This window comes from Prolixibacter sp. NT017 (genome assembly GCF_009617875.1).
GTDB lineage: Bacteria > Bacteroidota > Bacteroidia > Bacteroidales > Prolixibacteraceae > Prolixibacter.
Genome location: NZ_BLAV01000001.1, coordinates 3063811 through 3081101, shown reverse-complemented (window position 1 = coordinate 3081101; position 17291 = coordinate 3063811). Strand labels below are relative to the sequence as shown.

The following is a 17291-nucleotide window of genomic DNA, read 5'->3' as shown; positions in this document are numbered from 1 at the left end:
TCTGGTTGAAAAAAGATCGGGACCTCATCGCAAAAACATACGGACCTGTTTTAAACGAGGTCTGTATATTATAAAAGATGAAGCGGTGACTCCGGGAAAAATGAGGCGGCCTCTTTTTTGTATCGCTAAGTTGCTTTTATTCTTTTGCTTTATCTGTTTCTGTGTTGGAATAAAACCGTTCCAGGATACTCATGTCGTTCGCTTCTTTCGACAGGGAAACAATGGTTTCCTGGGGTACGTCGAACAGATCGAGAATAATCAGCCCGTCCAGGCAGTTATTGAATTTCGGATCGACGTTGAAGCCGATAATTTTGGCGTTCAGTCCCAGGTATTTTTTCAGCAGAACCGGCAATCCTTTGTTGTATTCATCAATATCGCCGATGAATTTGTCCAGCGAACGAATGTCGTCAGTCAGATTCTCGAGCGCTACATTCAGGTTTTCATCCAGCGTGGTCACTTTGTGCCGGTTGCGCGGACGGATATGTTTGGCGCTTTTGTAGTCGTAAAAGTTGGCCATAATATAGCGGATGATCAGCTCCTTCGATTTCTCGGAATAGGTGTTACTGATGCTCACCGGTCCCAAAAGATATCTGTATTCCGGATTTCGCAAAAGGAAATAGAGAATGCCTTTCCACAGCAGGAACAAAGGCAGAGGTTTCCGCTGATATTCCTTCACAATGAACGAACGTCCGAGTTCCAACGATTGATTCAACGTGTCTTTAAAACCTTTTTTCATCCGGAAAAGGCTTTGGGTGTAAAATCCCTGAACACCAAACTGCCGGATGATATCGGCTCCCTTTCCAATGCGGTAGGCACCCACAATTTTCTCCTCGTCCCGGTCCCAGATAAACATCTGGTTGTAGTAGAGGTCGAATTCATCGAGATCGGTGGCCCGGTTGGTTCCTTCACCCACTTCCCGGAAGGTAATTTCGCGCAGTCTTCCAATTTCATGCAGAATATTGGGCATCACCTCCGACGGTGCACAGTAAATCGAATAATTTTTGATATCGAAAAGCAGGAAATCGGGATGAAGGTTGCGAACCTCTTCCAGAATAGCCTCTTTGGATGCCGGAGCAATAATCTCTTCCGGTTTGGTTTTTCTTTTCAGTGAATAGTTGAAAAAGCGTTTCACTTCCAGACCAGTATCGAGACAGTACGTTTTTGAGCGAAGGTAACGTCCGTATTGATGTATATCGGTAAACGAATGTTGCTCTTTTACCGGAATGGGATTTCCGATGCGTACCTTGATGGTTTTTCCTTTTTTATTCAGTAATTCCGATGCCAGTCTGGCCGTCCGAAGTGTCGGGTGAATACGTCCCAGCCAGTGAAACATGCGGCTGTTGGTTCCGTGAAAAAAGATGGGAACTACCGGCACATCTGCTTTCCGGATGAATTTGATGGCCGGATACAACCATTCCCGGTCGGCAATGAAATTGGCAGAGTTGTATTTGGTCGAAACTTCCCCGGCAGGGAAAATGCTGAGCACGCCTCCTTCATTAATGTGGTCGAAAGCAGCTTTCATCCCACTGACGCTCGAACCCGCTTCCGGCATATTCTCAAACGGATTGACTGCGAAAAAATATTCTCCGATCGGTTTGACCTTTTTCAGCAAGAAATTGGCCAACACTTTCTGATCATCGCGTGCCATCGACATCAGTTTGATGAGCAGAATGCCATCGATACCGCCAAACGGATGGTTCGAAACCGTTATGAATCCGCCCGTTGCCGGAATTCGTTCCAGGTCCTGCGGATTAAATTCGAGACGGATATCCAGATAATCAATTAAAGCATCAATGAATTCAATACCCGATTTATTTCCAATCTCTTCGTAGAGCGTATTCAGCTCGTTGAAGCGAAGGAGGTGCATCAGGAATTTGGCAAAATATTCACCCCCAAAATATTGGATGAATGGGCTGGCTTTTACCAGGTCTTTAGAGCTAACGATTCCCATGGTTAATTTAACATGTGCTAGGTTGGGCTAAAGATAAAAAAAATGGAATCTGTATGATATGTTTTGGAGAGATGTAACCATTCTGTACATAAAATGTAAAAATAAAGGCTTTTGAAAATGTGGATGCTGAAAAGTGTAACTTTGCCGCAAACAAAGCAAATTGACTCAGAATTTGAATAGAACAGAAACATCCGGATGGTTGCCGACTTCGGCGAAAGAGATGAAAGCGTTGGGATGGGATGCAGCAGATGTGATCCTGTTTACCGGCGATGCGTATGTTGACCATCTGTCGTTTGGAGCGGCGGTTATCGGGCGCATCCTGGAAACCGCTGGACTGCGGGTGGCGATTGTGCCACAACCCAACTGGACGGATGATTTGCGCGATTTCAAAAAGCTGGGCGAACCTCGTTTGTTTTTTGGCGTTACCGCCGGAAACATGGATTCGATGGTGAACCACTACACAGCCAATCGGCGCCGGCGTTCCAACGATGCCTACACGCCGGGAGGCAGAGCAGGAGCTCGTCCCGATTACGCTTCGGTGGTTTACACCAATATTCTGAAGAAACTTTATCCGGAGGTTCCCGTGGTGTTGGGAGGAATTGAAGCCTCACTTCGTCGCCTGACGCATTATGATTATTGGTCGGACAAACTCAAGCCGGGAATTCTGGAAGAAAGTGGTGCTGACTTGCTCTTTTATGGCATGGCCGAAAAATCCATCACTGAATTTGCCCGGCTGGTACAACGCGGCGTTCCCGTGCAATCGCTGACCAACATTCCGCAGACAGCCTTTATGAATCCGGAAGGCAATAATTATGCAACGAAGACCGATTGGGAAGCATTGGAATTGAATACTCATGAAGAGTGTTTGAAGGATAAGAAGAAGTTTGCTGCCAATTTCCGGTATATCGAAGAAGAATCCAACCGTTGGCAGGCAAAAAAACTCGTCCAGCAGGTGGGGAACCGGCAAATAGTGGTTAATCCAATGTGGCCGCCGCTTTCCACTAAAGAAATCGACCAGGTTTATGAGTTGCCGTTTACGCGGATGCCTCACCCACGTTACAATGGAAAAGGAGCGATTCCTGCCTACGAAATGATTCGGCATTCCATCAATATTCATCGTGGATGTTTTGGCGGCTGTGCGTTTTGCACTATCTCTGCGCATCAGGGGAAGTTTGTGGTTTCCCGTTCCGAAAAATCGGTGATGAAAGAAGTTGAAGCCGTTGTAGATATGCCCGATTTCAAAGGCTACATTTCCGATGTGGGCGGTCCTTCGGCCAATATGTACCGCATGGCTGGTAAGGATTTGGAGCTTTGCCGACAGTGCAAACGCCCTTCCTGCATCTATCCGTCGGTTTGCAGGAACCTGGAAACCGATCATCGTCCGTTAACCGGTTTGTATCAAAAAGTAGCCGGTTTCCCTGGAGTGAAAAAAGCATTTATTGGTAGCGGCATTCGCTACGATTTGGCTTTTCACGAAACCGGTGATGCGAAAAAAGATGAAGGCAACCTGGAATATCTGCGTGAAGTGATCCGGCATCATGTTTCCGGGCGGCTGAAAGTGGCGCCGGAACACACGTCCGATGATGTACTAAATGTGATGCGCAAGCCTTCTTTTGAGTTATTTCGCCGATTAACGACTTTCTTCCATTCGGTCAACCGGGAGGAAGGTTTGAAGCAGCAATTGATTCCTTACTTTATTTCCAGCCATCCCGGAAGTAAATTGGAGAATATGGCGGAATTGGCGGCCGAAACCAAAGAATTGGATTTTAAACTAGAGCAGGTGCAGGATTTTACGCCCACGCCGATGACGGTGGCTACTGTGATTTATTATTCCGGATATCATCCATACATGCTTGAAAAAGTGTTCGTTCCAAGAACCGAAAAAGAGAAGCTGGCGCAACGCAAATTCTTCTTTTGGTACAAAAAAGAATACCGGAATTCATTGAAGCAAGAGTTACAGCGACTCAACCGACCCGACTTGGAGAAACGGTTGTTTGATGCAGAGCAACAACCGGCCGGAAATAAGAGAAATCAGTCAAAAAGAAAGAAGCCGAAACATCATAAGCGGCGTTAGAGTTTCTGAAAAAGGCGTCCTTGCCAGGTATTTCGTTCTTCCAGACGTTTTTCCACTTTGGCCACAAACTCGAAGTTTTTTAATCCCCAACGGGGGGCAATCAGCATGTCCGGCGGCGCTGAGCTGACAAATCGTTCGACAACGATTTCAGGATTCAGCCGCTCAAGGTAGTCAACCACCAGTTCCTGGTATTCATTGACAGAAAAAAGATGGAACATCTCGGGCGTGTCAGCATACTGTTTGGCCATGACCGTTCCTTTGTGAATTTGCAGTTGGTGCAATTTCAGATTTTCTACCGGTAACCGGGAAATAATTTCAGCCTGTTGCAGCAAATCGTCCCGGCTTTCGCCTGGAAGTCCCAAAATCATGTGAGCACAATTGTGAATCCCTCTTTTCGATGTTTCTTCCAACGCTCTGACGGACTCTTCCCAGGCATGGCCCCGATTGATGGCTTTCAGCGTGTCGTCCTGAACCGATTCGATACCCAGCTCTACCATCACGTAATGCTTTTCTGAAAGCGCTTGAAGGTAGTCGAGCACTTCATTGTCCAGACAATCAGGCCGGGTGGCAATCACCAAACCCATGACGCCCGGGTAGGCCAATGCTTCCTCGTACAGTTTTCGGAGATCCTCAATCGGAGCGTAGGTGTTGGAGTAGGCCTGAAAATAAGCCAGGAATTTTATGCTGTCGTATTTCTTGCGAAAGAACGCCACGCCTTTTTCCAGCTGACTGGAAACACCGTTCTCGAGGTTGCAGTAGGTAGGCTTAAAGGTTTTGTTGTTGCAGTAGGTACAACCTCCGGTTCCCCGGTTACCGTCGCGGTTGGGGCAGGTAAATCCCGCGTCGATTGAGATTTTCTGAACCCTTTCATTAAATTTGCGCCTGAAAAAGGTAGGAAAATCGTTGTATCTCCGTTGGTGTCCCCAGGGAAAAATCCCGTTTGTTTGTGCATCAGCCGTCATGGCCGCAAAGATAGAGGTTATTTGTTTCCCCGCACAGGGATAAAATTATGTCGAACGGTTCATTTCTTCTTGATAACTTAAGGTTTCGGAGAGGTTTATTCGTTTTTATTTTTTAAACCTTTTTCTATCTTTAGCGACTAAAGTAACTGGTTGATTATGTTTACAGAAAAGGATATTCAGCAAATTAGCAATCGCGGTAGCCGGCTACCGGAAGTAGAACATCAAATCGAGAATTTTAAAAAAGGATTTCCCTTCATGAATGTTCTCCGTCCAGCCACTGTAAACGACGGAATTATAAAGCTCGACGAAGGCCGGATTGAAAGGTACATCGGCATTTTCGAGCACGAGGTCAACCGGGGAATCGCCATCGAAAAGTTTGTGCCGGCTTCGGGTGCAGCCAGTCGCATGTTTCAAAAGCTTTTTGCTTTCCAGGATGCGGCCCAATCGCAGGAGCAGGCCGTTTCGCTGTTAAAAGAGGAAGCACATGCCGATGTCAAAGCTTTCTTTGACAATCTCCCGAAATTCGCTTTTTACCATCAATTGCCCGATGAACTGAAAAAAGCGGATAGTGACGGACACTTACCCTACCGGGAAATTCTGGAACTTGTGTTAACAGAGAAAGGCTTGAATTACGGCTTTCTTCCGAAAGGATTGCTGCAATTTCATCAATATGGCGAGAAATCCAGAACGCCCGTTGAAGAACATATGGTGGAAGGTGCTTTGTATGGGAAGGATTCGGGAAGGCAGGTGAGTCTGCATTTCACTGTATCGCCGGAACATCTTTCTTACTTTGAAGACAAAACCGATGAAGCAGCAACGAAATACGAGCATCAGTACGGCGCTCATTACCAGATTGGTTTTTCGGAACAGAAACCATCAACAGATACCATCGCGGTAACGCCCGAAAACGAGCCCTTCCGCCAGAAAGACGGTTCATTGCTGTTCAGGCCGGGAGGACACGGAGCATTGCTCGAAAACCTGAATGATATTGACAGCGACATCATCTTTATTAAAAACATTGATAATGTCGTGCCTGACAGACTAAAAGAGCCGACCGTGCGTTATAAAAAAGCGTTGGCTGGTGTGTTACTGTATTACCGGCAAAGGGTTTTTAATTACCTTCGCGAGTTGGAAAAAAATTCAGCGGCAGTGCCGGACAAACTCATCGCAGAGATTTCGGATTTTCTGACGAATGAACTTTGTGTTGAGGCTGTAGAAAGCCAGTATTATACGGAGAAGGAAGATTTGATTCCTTATCTGCGAAATAAACTGAACCGCCCCATCAGGGTTTGCGGTATGGTGAAAAACGAAGGTGAGCCGGGTGGCGGTCCTTTTTGGGCACGCAATGCAGACAAAACCATTTCGTTGCAGATTGTGGAAGGAAGTCAGATTGACAAAGAAAATGAGGAACAAACAAAAATAGTCGGGCAATCGACACATTTTAATCCGGTTGATTTGGTGTGTGGGGTTCGCGACAGCAAAGGCGAAAAATTTGACTTGTTGAAGTACCGCGATCCGAATACCGGGTTTATTTCTCATAAATCAAAAGAAGGAAAGCCGCTGAAGGCACAGGAGCTGCCGGGACTTTGGAACGGAGCCATGGCCGACTGGATTACACTTTTTGTGGAAGTTCCGGTCATCACCTTCAATCCGGTGAAAACCGTCAACGATTTATTGAGAAAAGAACACCAGGACTCCTAAGGATGGGATGATTTTGCGTTGGGTATTTTTAACAGATACGCAGACAGGTAAATTTTATGGAACAAGGAGCTAAGGACGACTACGAAAGCAACGAAATTGCTTTACTAATTGAACGTTATCAGAAGATGCAGCACGAGGAGCGTGTTGAGTTTTTTGATGTAGCAGAGTTTGAATACATCATCGACTATTATTCCGACAGGGGACATCATTCTCATGCGGTTAAGGCGGTGAGGAGCGGATTGCGGCAGCACCCCCAGGCGATTTCGCTGAAAGTGCGGCAGGCTCGTATTCTGCTTACGCAGGGAAAAGTGGAAGAGGCGAGAGAAATGCTCGAAATGGTAGCTGGAATCGAATCTTCGAATCCGGAGATTTTGCTGATGCTCGGTTCTTGTTACAACTTTTTGGGTGAGAGCCGAAAAGCCACTTATTACTTCGAAGAGGCGGAGCGGTTTGCTTACGAAGAAAAAGATGAAGTCCTTTACAGCATTGGGGTAGCATTTATCCAGAACAGCGAATATAATCGCGCTATTCCGTTTTTTGAAAGAGCTTACCAGGAAAATCCGGAAAACGAGAACGTGATTTACGATTTGGCTTTTAGCTACGACAAGGTGGGTGAGAGCTATAAGTGTATTCAGTATTACAACAAATACCTCGATTTGGATCCCTTCTCGGAATTTGTCTGGTACAACCTGGGAATTGCTTACAACCGGGTGAATGATTTCAACAATGCAGTGGAAGCATACGATTTCGCTTTGGCACTCGATGATAATTATGCCTCAGCTTTGTTTAACCGGGCGAACTCGCTTGCTAATGCCGAAAGGTTCGACGAAGCGATTGCCGGTTACGAAGAGTACCTGAAAATCGATGGCGAGTCGGACGAGACCTATTGTTACATTGCTGAATGCTATTTTCATCAGAGGAAGTTCAAAGAGGCATTCGATTATTATAAGAAAGCGTTGCAGCTAAATGCTTACAATGCCGACGCCTGGTATGGCGCTTCGGTGGTATTGTTGGTTGAGGATAAAGTGCCGGAGAGTCTGGTATTCCTGAAAAAGGCCATCAAGTTGGAAGAGGATAATGCCGATTTTTGGCTAACCTTCGGCAAGGTCAACTCCACGTTGAATGATTACGAAGAGGCTGAGCAGGCTTTCCAGAAAGCGCTTCAGTTAGACGCGAACAATCCTGAGAGCTGGCTTTCGTTTGCCGACTTCTATTACGAGTACGATCAACTGGCTATGGCCATCGATACCCTGATGAAAGCCAAAAAGCAACATGTGGTGAGTGCTACATTGAACTACCGTTTGACAGCCTATTTGCTCGAGAATGGTGACGAACATCTGGCCATGCACTATCTGGAACAAGCACTGAGCGAAGACTTTAGTCAGTACCACGATTTATTCGACTTTTGTCCGAAAGCACTCGAAAGTGAGCCGGTCAACCGGTTGATTGATAAGTATAAGACGATTAATCATTATCATTAACAATGATTAACTTTTAAAATACTGACAGAATCCGGCCGGAAGCGATTTCGGCCGTTTTTTTGTCTATTTTAGCCAACCGGAAGTCTGAAAACATTAACATAAACGATGAAGAAATATTTAAACCTGTTCACGAAAGGTTTGGCCATGGGGGCCGCGAATGTCATTCCTGGTGTTTCGGGAGGAACAGTGGCCCTGATAACGGGCATTTTTGAAAAGTTGATTGATAGCATTAAATCCTTCAATTTAACAGCGCTTAAACTCTTGCTGAGCGGTAAATTCCGTCAGTTGGCAAAGCATATCAATCTCGACTTTCTGCTGGCCGTTTTTGCCGGAGTTGCCATCAGTATTTTGACGCTGGCCCGGTTGTTCGATTTTCTGTTCAAGAGTTACCCGATTTACATCTGGTCGTTCTTCTTCGGCTTGATTCTGGCTTCGGTCTATTTTATTGGGAAGACAGTTGAAAAGTGGCGTCTGTCGGTCGTCATCAGCCTGATTGTGGGAACAGCATTTGCCTTCTCCGTTTCGGTTTTGAGCCCGGCTTCCGAAAATTCCTCGCTGCTCTACCTTTTCATCTGCGGTATCGTGGCGGCTTGTAGCATGATTCTTCCCGGATTGTCCGGCTCGTTCGTGCTCATTCTGTTGGGTAACTACCAACTGGTGATGATCGACTCCATTAACGAACTCAACCTGATGGTATTGTTGCCGGTTGTAGTCGGAGCAGTAGTTGGCCTGGTCGCGTTTTCGCACGTCTTATCGTGGGTTTTCAAAAAATTCAAAGATCAAACCATCGCGTTGCTTACCGGTTTCATTTTAGGATCCATGGGAATTTTGTGGCCCTGGAAACATCCGGTGTATAAACTCGATGCATTGGGAAATATCTTGTTAAAGAAAAGTGGCGAGAAAGTGGTTTCCGGTTACGACTGGTACATTCCCGAATCATGGTCAACGGCAGTGATTGTAGCCGTACTGCTAATGGTTGCCGGAATCTTTACCATATACTTATTGGAGAAATCTGCTCAAACTGTCGAGGAGTCATGAAACAAACATTCGGCCTCATTGGATATCCGCTGACGCATTCTTTCTCGAAGAAATTCTTTACTGAAAAGTTCTCCCTGGAAGGGATTGATTCGGTTTACGAAAACTTCGAAATCGACAACATCGATAAGTTGCCGGCTGTCATTCGTGAAAATCCGATACTGAAAGGGCTGAATGTTACCATCCCGTATAAGCAGGATGTTTTTGCCTATCTGGATGAAGTAGATGAGGCGGCGCAGGAAATCGGTGCCGTCAATACCATCCGGGTTGAAAGGGAAGGAGCGGTTTATCGCTTGCGCGGATTTAATACCGACGTCATCGGTTTCGGCGATTCCATTCAACCCTTGTTGAAGGCGCATCATAAAAAGGCGCTGGTTTTGGGAACCGGCGGCGCTTCCAAAGCGGTTGTCTGGGCATTGCAGAAACTGGGATTGTCTACGGTCTTGGTTTCCCGTTCCCCAAAGGGTGAAGGACAAATTAGCTACCGCGATTTAGATGAGAGTCTGATGGAAGAATATACGGTCGTTGTGAATACTACGCCGCTGGGAACTTACCCGAAAACAGAAGGTTTCCCGGATATTCCGTATCAGTTTATTACCGAAAAACATTTGTTATACGATTTGGTTTACAATCCTGAAAAGACCCGTTTTCTGGAAAAGGGAGAAGAGCAGGGAGCAACCATTAAAAATGGTTTGGATATGCTCCACGGACAGGCGCTGGCAGCCTGGGAAATTTGGAATCGCGATTAACCAGGGTTTCTAATCAGTCCCTGCGAAATCTCTTCCGGGTAACCGATATCTACCAGAAATAAACCACGGGCGGCAGCACTCGAGCCAGCAACCCGGCGGTCCTTCGCTTCAATAATGCGGCCAATTTCTTTCGGCTCCATTTTTCCCATACCAATATCGAGCATAGTACCTACCACGGCACGAACCATGTTCCGCAAAAAGCGATCAGCCTTGATGGTTAGAATATATCGATCAGGCTCTTCCGTCCAATAAGCTTCCATCATTTTACAAATGCCGGTTTTCGCGTCCGCTCCGGTGCGACTGAAACTGGTAAAATCGGAATAGTTGAAAAGAAGTTGAGCTGCTTCATTCATTTTTTCCGCGTCCAGCAGCCGGTAATGGTGATAGGCAAAAGCCCGGCTAAACGGGTCCTTTTGCTTGGTGATGAAATACTGATATGTACGGTAGGTCGCATCAAAACGGGCATGCGCTTTATCGTACACTTTGTAAATATTCTGCACTGAAATATCGGGAGGAAGAAACCGGTTCAACCGGAAAGTGAAATGCTGATCGTCCAGGTTTTCTGATTCGGCATCGAAGTGAGCCACGAAAAAGCTGGCATGTACGCCGGTATCGGTGCGGCCGGCGCCTGTTACGTGAATTTCTTCGCGGGATATGGTCGAGATTGATTTTTCCAGAACTTCCTGCACACTGATAGAGCCGGGCTGGATTTGCCAGCCGTGATAGTTTGCTCCATCGTATGCGAGTTGAATAAAATATCGTTGCATCAGGAATTGTTTACCTTCGGATTTAAGCGGGTATCCACAATGGATTGGATGCAGATTTCCCGGTCGTCAAAGGTAAAAAAAACTGACGTTGTTCGTCCCGGACGGGCAACGTGATAATCACCGGAAGTCGTCGTTGGAAAGCTTTCCGGATTTTGGACCAGCTTTTCCAGGAGCCAGTCGATTTTTCGCTCGAGGTTGGTGCCGACCCGAGGCGACCATTCTCCGGACAAAAATTTCCGGAGTTGACTGAACTCATTTTCAGCTTTGGGGGTTAATATGACTTTACGTTGGGTCATAGTAAAAAAATATTTTTCCAGCATCTTAAATTAAAGTATTTTAGGAAGCTTTCAAAGCTTTTAGGGTTAACGATTTTTAACAAAATGTTATTGGCTAATCATCGGTAAACCATTAATTTCGTAAGCATTCAAAAAAAGAAGTTTTCAATTAAAAAAATAACCTTTCGGAAGTATGTAACAAACATGGTGTAATTATTGTTAGCATTGACGGGAATAATTGTAACAACATGTTAGTTCTATTCGACAATTAAAAACAAATCATATTCGGATGAATCAGTCAGTAGATATTAAAGAACTCAATGAGAGGATTCAACAGGAGAGCTCATTCGTCGACATGATCACCATGGAGATGAACAAAGTGATTGTAGGACAAAAGCATTTGGTAGACAGCTTGCTGATCGGATTGTTGTCTGACGGGCATATTCTGCTGGAAGGTGTTCCCGGTTTGGCAAAAACGCTGGCGATTAACACCCTTTCGCACATTGTAGCTGCCAAATTTGCCCGCATCCAGTTTACGCCCGACCTGTTGCCGGCCGACTTACTGGGTACCATGATATACAGCCAGAAGAACGAAGAGTTCATGGTGAAAAAAGGCCCGATTTTTACCAATTTTGTATTGGCCGATGAGATCAACCGGGCACCCGCCAAAGTGCAGTCGGCATTGCTCGAAGCCATGCAGGAACGACAAATCACCATCGGTGATCATACCTACAAATTGGAGCAGCCCTTTCTGGTAATGGCGACACAGAACCCGATTGAGCAGGAAGGAACCTATCCGCTTCCCGAAGCACAGGTCGACCGTTTCATGCTGAAAGTGGTTCTGGATTATCCGAAGAAAGACGAAGAGCGGATGATTATTCAGCAAAACCTGCTGAAGAAATTCCCCGAAGCATCGCCGATTCTGAAGCCGGAAGACATTATCCGCGCACGCGATATTGTAAAAGATGTGTACATCGACGAGAAAATCCAGAAGTACATTGTCGATATTGTCTATTCGACTCGTCAGCCTGCAGAACACGGACTGCCGAAATATGCCGAGATGATTACCTACGGAGCATCACCGCGTGCATCGATTAGCCTGGCGCAGGCAGCCAAATCGTACGCATTCATCAAGCGTCGTGGTTATGTCATCCCGGAAGATATCCGTGCTGTCAGTCACGATGTACTGCGTCACCGTATCGGCCTCAGCTACGAAGCGGAAGCCAATAACCTGACCAGTGAAGAAATCATCTCCGAAATTCTCAATACCGTCGAGGTACCGTAGTAATAACGGTTTCCCGGAAAGGGAAATAGAGAATTGAATGGAATGAAATAGGAACAAACAAGTTATTGTGCTGTGGAAACATCGGACCTGTTAAAGAAAGTTCGGAAAATTGAGATAAAGACACGGGGATTGTCCCGCAATATTTTTGCCGGGGAGTATCACAGTGCTTTCAAAGGTCGCGGTATGGCCTTTAGTGAAGTGCGTGAATACCAGTTTGGCGACGATGTGCGGAGCATCGACTGGAACGTAACGGCCCGGTACAACAAGCCTTTCATTAAGGTATTTGAAGAGGAGCGGGAGCTGACCGTGATGTTGATGATCGACGTGAGTGGTTCGCGTGAATTCGGTACAGCTGAAAAGCTGAAGAAGAATGTGATTACCGAAATCGGTGCGATTCTCTCGTTTTCGGCTATTTCCAATAACGATAAGATTGGCGTGATTTTCTTTTCCGATAAAATCGAGAAGTTCATTCCACCGAAAAAAGGCCGGACACATACGTTGCGCATTATCCGGGAGCTCATCGAATTTCAGCCCGAATCGAAGCAAACCGACATCGCTCAGGCAATGCAATATCTCACTAACGTGATGAAACGCCGGGTGACGGCATTTGTGATTTCCGATTTCATGGATAACAATCCGGAGTTGGAAAAAGCGATTCGTATTGCCAACAGCAAACACGATGTGGTGGGACTGCAGATTTACGATGAACGGGAAACTGAGTTACCTTCTATAGGCATGGTGAAATTCAAAGATGCCGAATCGGGCGAATACCTGTGGGTGGATTCATCGAGCCGGAAAGTGCGGGAAACTTATCATAAATGGTGGAACGACTACCGCACGAAGCTCGACATTATGATGAAGCGTTCAGGCGTCGACTATGTCGGAATCAACACCCGTGATGACTATGTGAAATCGCTTGTTTCACTGTTTAAGAAAAGAGAACAATAATCAATGAACGTTACACGAACGATGAAACATATAACCTTCGTCTTGGCCCTGTTGCTGATAGTAGCATCGGGTGTACAGGCGCAGGAAATAAAGGCACGTGCCACGCTCGACCGTGATACGATTCTGCTGGGCGACCAGATTCACCTGAACCTGGAGCTGGAACAGAATATCGGTCCGAAGATTCAGTTTCCACAAATACCCGACAGCATCGGCAAATCTATCGAAGTGCTGCAACGCACCCCGATTGATACCATCAAGATGGAAGGCCGTCGGATTATGTTGCGGCAGGACTTTTTGATCACTGCATTCGACAGCGGACCGCATCCAATTCCACCGGTTTGGTTTAAACTGAAGTACGATCAGCTGACTGATTCAGTTCATACTAATAGTCTGAGTCTGTTTGTACAGGTTCCTAAAGTGGATTTGAAAAAAGGGCCGGCGGATATCAAAAAGCCGTTCGATGCACCGGTAACGCTGAAAGAAATTGCACCGTGGTTGTTTGGTGGCATATTGATTTTGGCCATCATCTTCCTGCTGATTTATGCGATTCGCCGCAGGAAGAAGAAGCTGCCGCTGTTCCAAAAGCCGCCGAAGCCGAAAGAGCCGCCTTATCGTGTTGCTTTGCGCAAGCTGGACGAAATCAAAGAGCAGAAACTCTGGCAGCATGACCATGTAAAAGAATACTACAGCCGCATTACCGATACCTTGCGGGAATACCTGGAAGGACGTTTCGACGTGACGGCCATGGAAAAAACTACCGATGAAATCATGGTTGCGCTGAAGTACGATACCGTGAAGCTGGATGAAAAATCGTACAAGCAGCTGAAGGAAATTCTGGAACTGGCGGATTTGGTGAAGTTTGCCAAATTCATTCCGGTGGAAGATGATAACCAGATGACACTGGCCAATGCCTATTTCTTCGTCAACCAAACGAAAATAGAAGAGAAATCGCCCGAGGAAGAGGAAGAAGAAAACGATGAAGACAACGGCGATGAGGAGATTACCATTGATTTGTCGGATAAAAAGGGAAGAAGAAAATCATGAGTCAGATAACATACGCACATCCCGCATTTTTCTATCTTTTTCTGCTGTTCATACCGATGATTGTCTGGTATGTGTGGCAGCAGAAGAAATCGCGGGCAAGCATTCAATTATCGACACTGAAAGGTTTTGAGGGGGCACCCCGCACGTGGAAGCATTATCTGCGTCATCTGCTTTTTGTATTGAAGTTGGGCGTGTTATCGTTATTGATTATGGCACTGGCCCGCCCGCAGTCGACTTCCAGCTGGGAGAATGCCACCACCGAAGGAATCGATATTGTTATGGCACTCGATATTTCCAGTTCGATGCTGGCACGTGACTTTCAGCCTGACCGGTTGGATGCTGCCAAAAATATCGCCATTCAGTTTATTTCCGGCCGACCTTACGACCGGATTGGCCTGGTGGTTTTTGCCGGCGAGAGTTTTACGCAGTGTCCGTTGACAACCGATCATGCGGTATTGATTAACCTGTTCAAGGATATCCATACCGGGATGATCGAGGACGGAACAGCTATCGGGGAGGGGTTGGCAACAGCCGTAGCTCGTTTGAAGGACAGTAAAGCCAAAAGCAAAGTGGTAATTCTGTTGACCGATGGTGAGAATAACCGCGGCGAAATTGCGCCGGTTACCGCAGCCGAAATTGCCAAAACATTTGGAGTTCGTGTTTACACTATCGGAATCGGCTCGATTGGCACGGCGCCTTATCCGGTACAGACTCCCTTCGGTACCCAGATGAGGCAAATGCAGGTGAAGATTGATGAACCAATGTTGAAACAAATCGCGTCGATTACCGGAGGGGAATACTTCCGGGCCACCGATAATGCCAAGTTGAAAGAAATTTACAAAGAGATTGACAAACTGGAAAAATCGAAAATAGATGTGAAGCAGTTCAGCAGGAAGACGGAGGAATTCGAACGTTTTGCTCTTCCGGCCCTGTTACTGACGCTGTTGCTGGTGTTCCTGAAGAACACGATTTTCAGGAATATTCCGTAAGAAAGAAGCCTGAGAGAAAGAGGGCCTGGCCCGGTGGTGTTGAAGAATTTTAGTCAAGAAATTAAAAGGAAAAATGGAATCATTTAGGTTCGCAAATCCCGAATATTTATACCTCTTGCTGGTGATACCGGCATTTGCCATCGTCTTTTGGCTGGCCAGAAGAGGACGACGTAGAGCCATTCGCAAATTTGGAAATCCGGAGTTGCTGGCTGGTTTGATGCCCAACGTGTCGAACGGTCGTCCGGTAGTGAAATTCTGGATATGGATGCTGGCTTTGGCATTTATAATTGTCGGAGTCGCTCGTCCGCAGTTTGGCTCGAAACTAAAAACAGTAAAACGCAAGGGAATCGAGATCATGATTGCCCTCGATGTATCGAACAGTATGCTGGCTCAGGACATTAAACCCGATAGGCTGGACCGGGCGAAAAGAGCCATTGCCAAATTGACCGACCGGCTCAACCAGGATAAAATCGGGTTGATCGTGTTTGCTGGGCAGGCTTATATTCAGTTACCGATTACGACCGATTATGCGTCGGCAAAACTGTTTTTGAGTTCGGTAAATACCAATATGGTTCCGGTGCAGGGAACAGCCATTGGAGCAGCCATCAACCTGGCAGCCCGTTCGTTCTCGCCGAATTTCGAGGGAAATAAAACCATCATTGTGATTACCGACGGTGAAAACCATGAAGATAATCCGGTTGCGGCAGCCAAAGCGGCGTACGAAAAAGGAATCACTGTCAACACCATTGGAATGGGACTTCCCGAAGGAGCACCGATTCCGGTTACGTTGCCCAACGGAGAACAAGGTTACCGGAAGGACAGCCAAGGGAACACGATTATTACGAAGTTGGATCAGAAGATGCTGACCGAAATTGCGGATGCGGGAGGAGGAACGTATATCCGGGCCAACAATGCACAGATCGGATTGAATACTTTGTTCGACGAGTTGAACAAGCTGCAAAAAGCGGAAATTGAATCGCGGGTGTATTCCGATTATGAAGACCAATATGGGTATTTCCTAATCATGGCTCTGGCATTGATTTTGATCGATTTCCTCGTGCTCGACAGGAAAAACAGGTGGTTGAAAAATTACAGTTTATTTAAATAACAGAGAAGGATTTAGATATAATGAACGTGAAAACATTCATGTCGGAAAATAAAGTGCGGATGAGGCAAATCGTTCTCATGGCGATGATTCTATTCCTCGCGGTTCCGGTATTTGCGCAGAAAGAGCGGAAATACATCCGGGAAGGAAATAGTTTTTTCGAAAAAGGATTACAGGACACAGCCAGTCTCGACACAGTCAACTTCAGCAAGGCCGAAGTGGCTTATCGCAGAGCGCTGCAGGAGAAGCCCAACGATTTCAAGTGGAAATTCAATCTGGCGGATGCCACCTACAAGCAGGCCAAGCCCGGAAAAGCGGCCGAACAGTTTGAGCAGCTGGCCAAAGAGACCGACAATACCAAGGATAAGGCAATGGTCTACCATAACCTGGGAAATTCGTTGCTGGCGCAGAAAAAGATTGACGAGAGTATCGATGCCTATAAAAAGTCGTTGCGGTTGAATCCGAACGATATGGAAACCAAGTACAATCTCGCTTACGCGGAAAAATTGAAGCAGCAGCAGAAAAACAAGAACAAGAATAAACAGAACCAACAGAATAAGAACAACAAAGACAAGAATAACAAGAACAACCAGGATAAGAACAAACAAAACAAAGACCAGAACAAGAACAATAAGGACAAACAGAATCAGGATAAGAATAAACAAGATCAAAACAAGCAAAACCAGAATAAACAGAACCAAAACCAAAACCAAAATCAGCAGCAACAGCAGCAACCTCAGCAGAACAAGATCTCGAAACAAAATGCCGAGCAGATGTTGCAGGCCCTGCAAAACGATGAGCGAAAAACACAGGAAAAAGTGCGTAAGCTGAAAGCGACAAAGGCGCAGCAGCGTAAGGTTGAAAAGGATTGGTAGCGGTTGATATTGATGTGTAACCGGATACCCTCCGGAAAAATTCCGGGGTT

General features: G+C 46.2%; 15 protein-coding genes. 11 read left to right on the top strand and 4 right to left on the bottom strand.

The genetic code is table 11. The features are described 5' to 3' along the window. Nucleotides 1–136: 136 nt before the first annotated feature. A complete protein-coding gene (locus tag GJU87_RS12725; protein WP_153639878.1) occupies nucleotides 137–1951 on the bottom strand; it encodes a lysophospholipid acyltransferase family protein in 1815 nt (604 codons plus the stop codon). Between the two features lie 172 nt (nucleotides 1952–2123). Between GJU87_RS12725 and GJU87_RS12720 the strand changes: the two genes are divergently transcribed. Continuing rightward, nucleotides 2124–4025, top strand: coding sequence for a YgiQ family radical SAM protein (locus GJU87_RS12720; RefSeq protein WP_153639877.1), 1902 nt, complete (start codon nucleotides 2124–2126; stop codon nucleotides 4023–4025). On the opposite strand, the gene GJU87_RS12715 is transcribed toward GJU87_RS12720, so the two are convergent. Then, nucleotides 4022–4987, bottom strand: a complete 966-nt coding sequence (locus GJU87_RS12715) for a TIGR01212 family radical SAM protein (protein WP_153639876.1) — start codon at nucleotides 4985–4987, stop codon at nucleotides 4022–4024. The two genes, GJU87_RS12720 and GJU87_RS12715, sit on opposite strands and share 4 nt — an antisense overlap. A 156-nt stretch (nucleotides 4988–5143) precedes the next feature. On the opposite strand from GJU87_RS12715, the gene GJU87_RS12710 reads away from it, so the two are divergent. From GJU87_RS12710 to GJU87_RS12695, 4 genes are all read left to right on the top strand, one after another. Continuing rightward, complete coding sequence (locus GJU87_RS12710; RefSeq protein ID WP_153639875.1) at nucleotides 5144–6688, top strand: DUF4301 family protein; 1545 nt, start codon at nucleotides 5144–5146, stop codon at nucleotides 6686–6688. Between the two features lie 56 nt (nucleotides 6689–6744). After that, on the top strand, nucleotides 6745–8169 hold the full coding sequence (locus GJU87_RS12705) for a tetratricopeptide repeat protein (RefSeq protein WP_153639874.1): 1425 nt from the start codon (nucleotides 6745–6747) through the stop codon (nucleotides 8167–8169). 105 nt (nucleotides 8170–8274) lie between these two features. Further along, nucleotides 8275–9207, top strand: a complete 933-nt coding sequence (locus tag GJU87_RS12700) for a DUF368 domain-containing protein (protein ID WP_153639873.1) — start codon at nucleotides 8275–8277, stop codon at nucleotides 9205–9207. Further along, nucleotides 9204–9953, top strand: a complete 750-nt coding sequence (locus tag GJU87_RS12695) for a shikimate dehydrogenase (RefSeq protein ID WP_153639872.1) — start codon at nucleotides 9204–9206, stop codon at nucleotides 9951–9953. Before GJU87_RS12700 ends, GJU87_RS12695 begins: the two co-directional genes overlap by 4 nt. Here GJU87_RS12695 and truA read toward each other — a convergent pair. After that, on the bottom strand, nucleotides 9950–10720 hold the full coding sequence (gene truA, locus GJU87_RS12690) for a tRNA pseudouridine(38-40) synthase TruA (RefSeq protein WP_153639871.1): 771 nt from the start codon (nucleotides 10718–10720) through the stop codon (nucleotides 9950–9952). The genes GJU87_RS12695 and truA overlap by 4 nt on opposite strands. Further along, a complete protein-coding gene (locus GJU87_RS12685; RefSeq protein ID WP_153639870.1) occupies nucleotides 10720–11016 on the bottom strand; it encodes a type II toxin-antitoxin system RelE/ParE family toxin in 297 nt (98 codons plus the stop codon). Before GJU87_RS12685 ends, truA begins: the two co-directional genes overlap by 1 nt. A gap of 307 nt (nucleotides 11017–11323) precedes the next feature. Here GJU87_RS12685 and GJU87_RS12680 point away from each other — a divergent pair, with 307 nt between their 5' ends. The 6 genes from GJU87_RS12680 to GJU87_RS12655 all read left to right on the top strand — a co-directional run bounded on the left by GJU87_RS12680 (nucleotide 11324) and on the right by GJU87_RS12655 (nucleotide 17241). Continuing rightward, a complete protein-coding gene (locus tag GJU87_RS12680) occupies nucleotides 11324–12280 on the top strand; it encodes an AAA family ATPase (RefSeq protein ID WP_373921489.1) in 957 nt (318 codons plus the stop codon). Between the two features lie 72 nt (nucleotides 12281–12352). Continuing rightward, complete coding sequence (locus GJU87_RS12675; RefSeq protein ID WP_153639868.1) at nucleotides 12353–13228, top strand: DUF58 domain-containing protein; 876 nt, start codon at nucleotides 12353–12355, stop codon at nucleotides 13226–13228. 21 nt (nucleotides 13229–13249) lie between these two features. Then, nucleotides 13250–14272: a hypothetical protein gene (locus tag GJU87_RS12670; RefSeq protein ID WP_106541669.1), complete on the top strand. Its 1023-nt coding sequence runs from the start codon at nucleotides 13250–13252 to the stop codon at nucleotides 14270–14272. Then, the gene (locus GJU87_RS12665; protein ID WP_211297779.1) at nucleotides 14269–15261 is read left to right on the top strand and encodes a VWA domain-containing protein; all 993 of its coding nucleotides are present in this window, start codon (nucleotides 14269–14271) and stop codon (nucleotides 15259–15261) included. Before GJU87_RS12670 ends, GJU87_RS12665 begins: the two co-directional genes overlap by 4 nt. A gap of 73 nt (nucleotides 15262–15334) precedes the next feature. Continuing rightward, complete coding sequence (locus GJU87_RS12660) at nucleotides 15335–16369, top strand: VWA domain-containing protein (protein ID WP_153639867.1); 1035 nt, start codon at nucleotides 15335–15337, stop codon at nucleotides 16367–16369. Between the two features lie 59 nt (nucleotides 16370–16428). Next, entirely contained in the window at nucleotides 16429–17241 is an 813-nt protein-coding gene (locus GJU87_RS12655; protein ID WP_153639866.1) for a tetratricopeptide repeat protein, read from the top strand. Nucleotides 17242–17291 lie beyond the last annotated feature (50 nt).

What these genes read in the sequence shown, in the direction of transcription:
- GJU87_RS12725 (WP_153639878.1), bottom strand. Translation starts at nt 1,951, where the DNA reads ATGGGAATCGTTAGCTCTAAAGACCTGGTAAAAGCCAGCCCATTCATC.
- GJU87_RS12715 (WP_153639876.1), bottom strand. Translation starts at nt 4,987, where the DNA reads ATGACGGCTGATGCACAAACAAACGGGATTTTTCCCTGGGGACACCAA.
- GJU87_RS12710 (WP_153639875.1), top strand. Translation starts at nt 5,144, where the DNA reads ATGTTTACAGAAAAGGATATTCAGCAAATTAGCAATCGCGGTAGCCGG.
- GJU87_RS12705 (WP_153639874.1), top strand. Translation starts at nt 6,745, where the DNA reads ATGGAACAAGGAGCTAAGGACGACTACGAAAGCAACGAAATTGCTTTA.
- GJU87_RS12700 (WP_153639873.1), top strand. Translation starts at nt 8,275, where the DNA reads ATGAAGAAATATTTAAACCTGTTCACGAAAGGTTTGGCCATGGGGGCC.
- GJU87_RS12695 (WP_153639872.1), top strand. Translation starts at nt 9,204, where the DNA reads ATGAAACAAACATTCGGCCTCATTGGATATCCGCTGACGCATTCTTTC.
- truA (WP_153639871.1), bottom strand. Translation starts at nt 10,720, where the DNA reads ATGCAACGATATTTTATTCAACTCGCATACGATGGAGCAAACTATCAC.
- GJU87_RS12685 (WP_153639870.1), bottom strand. Translation starts at nt 11,016, where the DNA reads ATGACCCAACGTAAAGTCATATTAACCCCCAAAGCTGAAAATGAGTTC.
- GJU87_RS12670 (WP_106541669.1), top strand. Translation starts at nt 13,250, where the DNA reads ATGAAACATATAACCTTCGTCTTGGCCCTGTTGCTGATAGTAGCATCG.
- GJU87_RS12665 (WP_211297779.1), top strand. Translation starts at nt 14,269, where the DNA reads ATGAGTCAGATAACATACGCACATCCCGCATTTTTCTATCTTTTTCTG.
- GJU87_RS12660 (WP_153639867.1), top strand. Translation starts at nt 15,335, where the DNA reads ATGGAATCATTTAGGTTCGCAAATCCCGAATATTTATACCTCTTGCTG.
- GJU87_RS12655 (WP_153639866.1), top strand. Translation starts at nt 16,429, where the DNA reads ATGAGGCAAATCGTTCTCATGGCGATGATTCTATTCCTCGCGGTTCCG.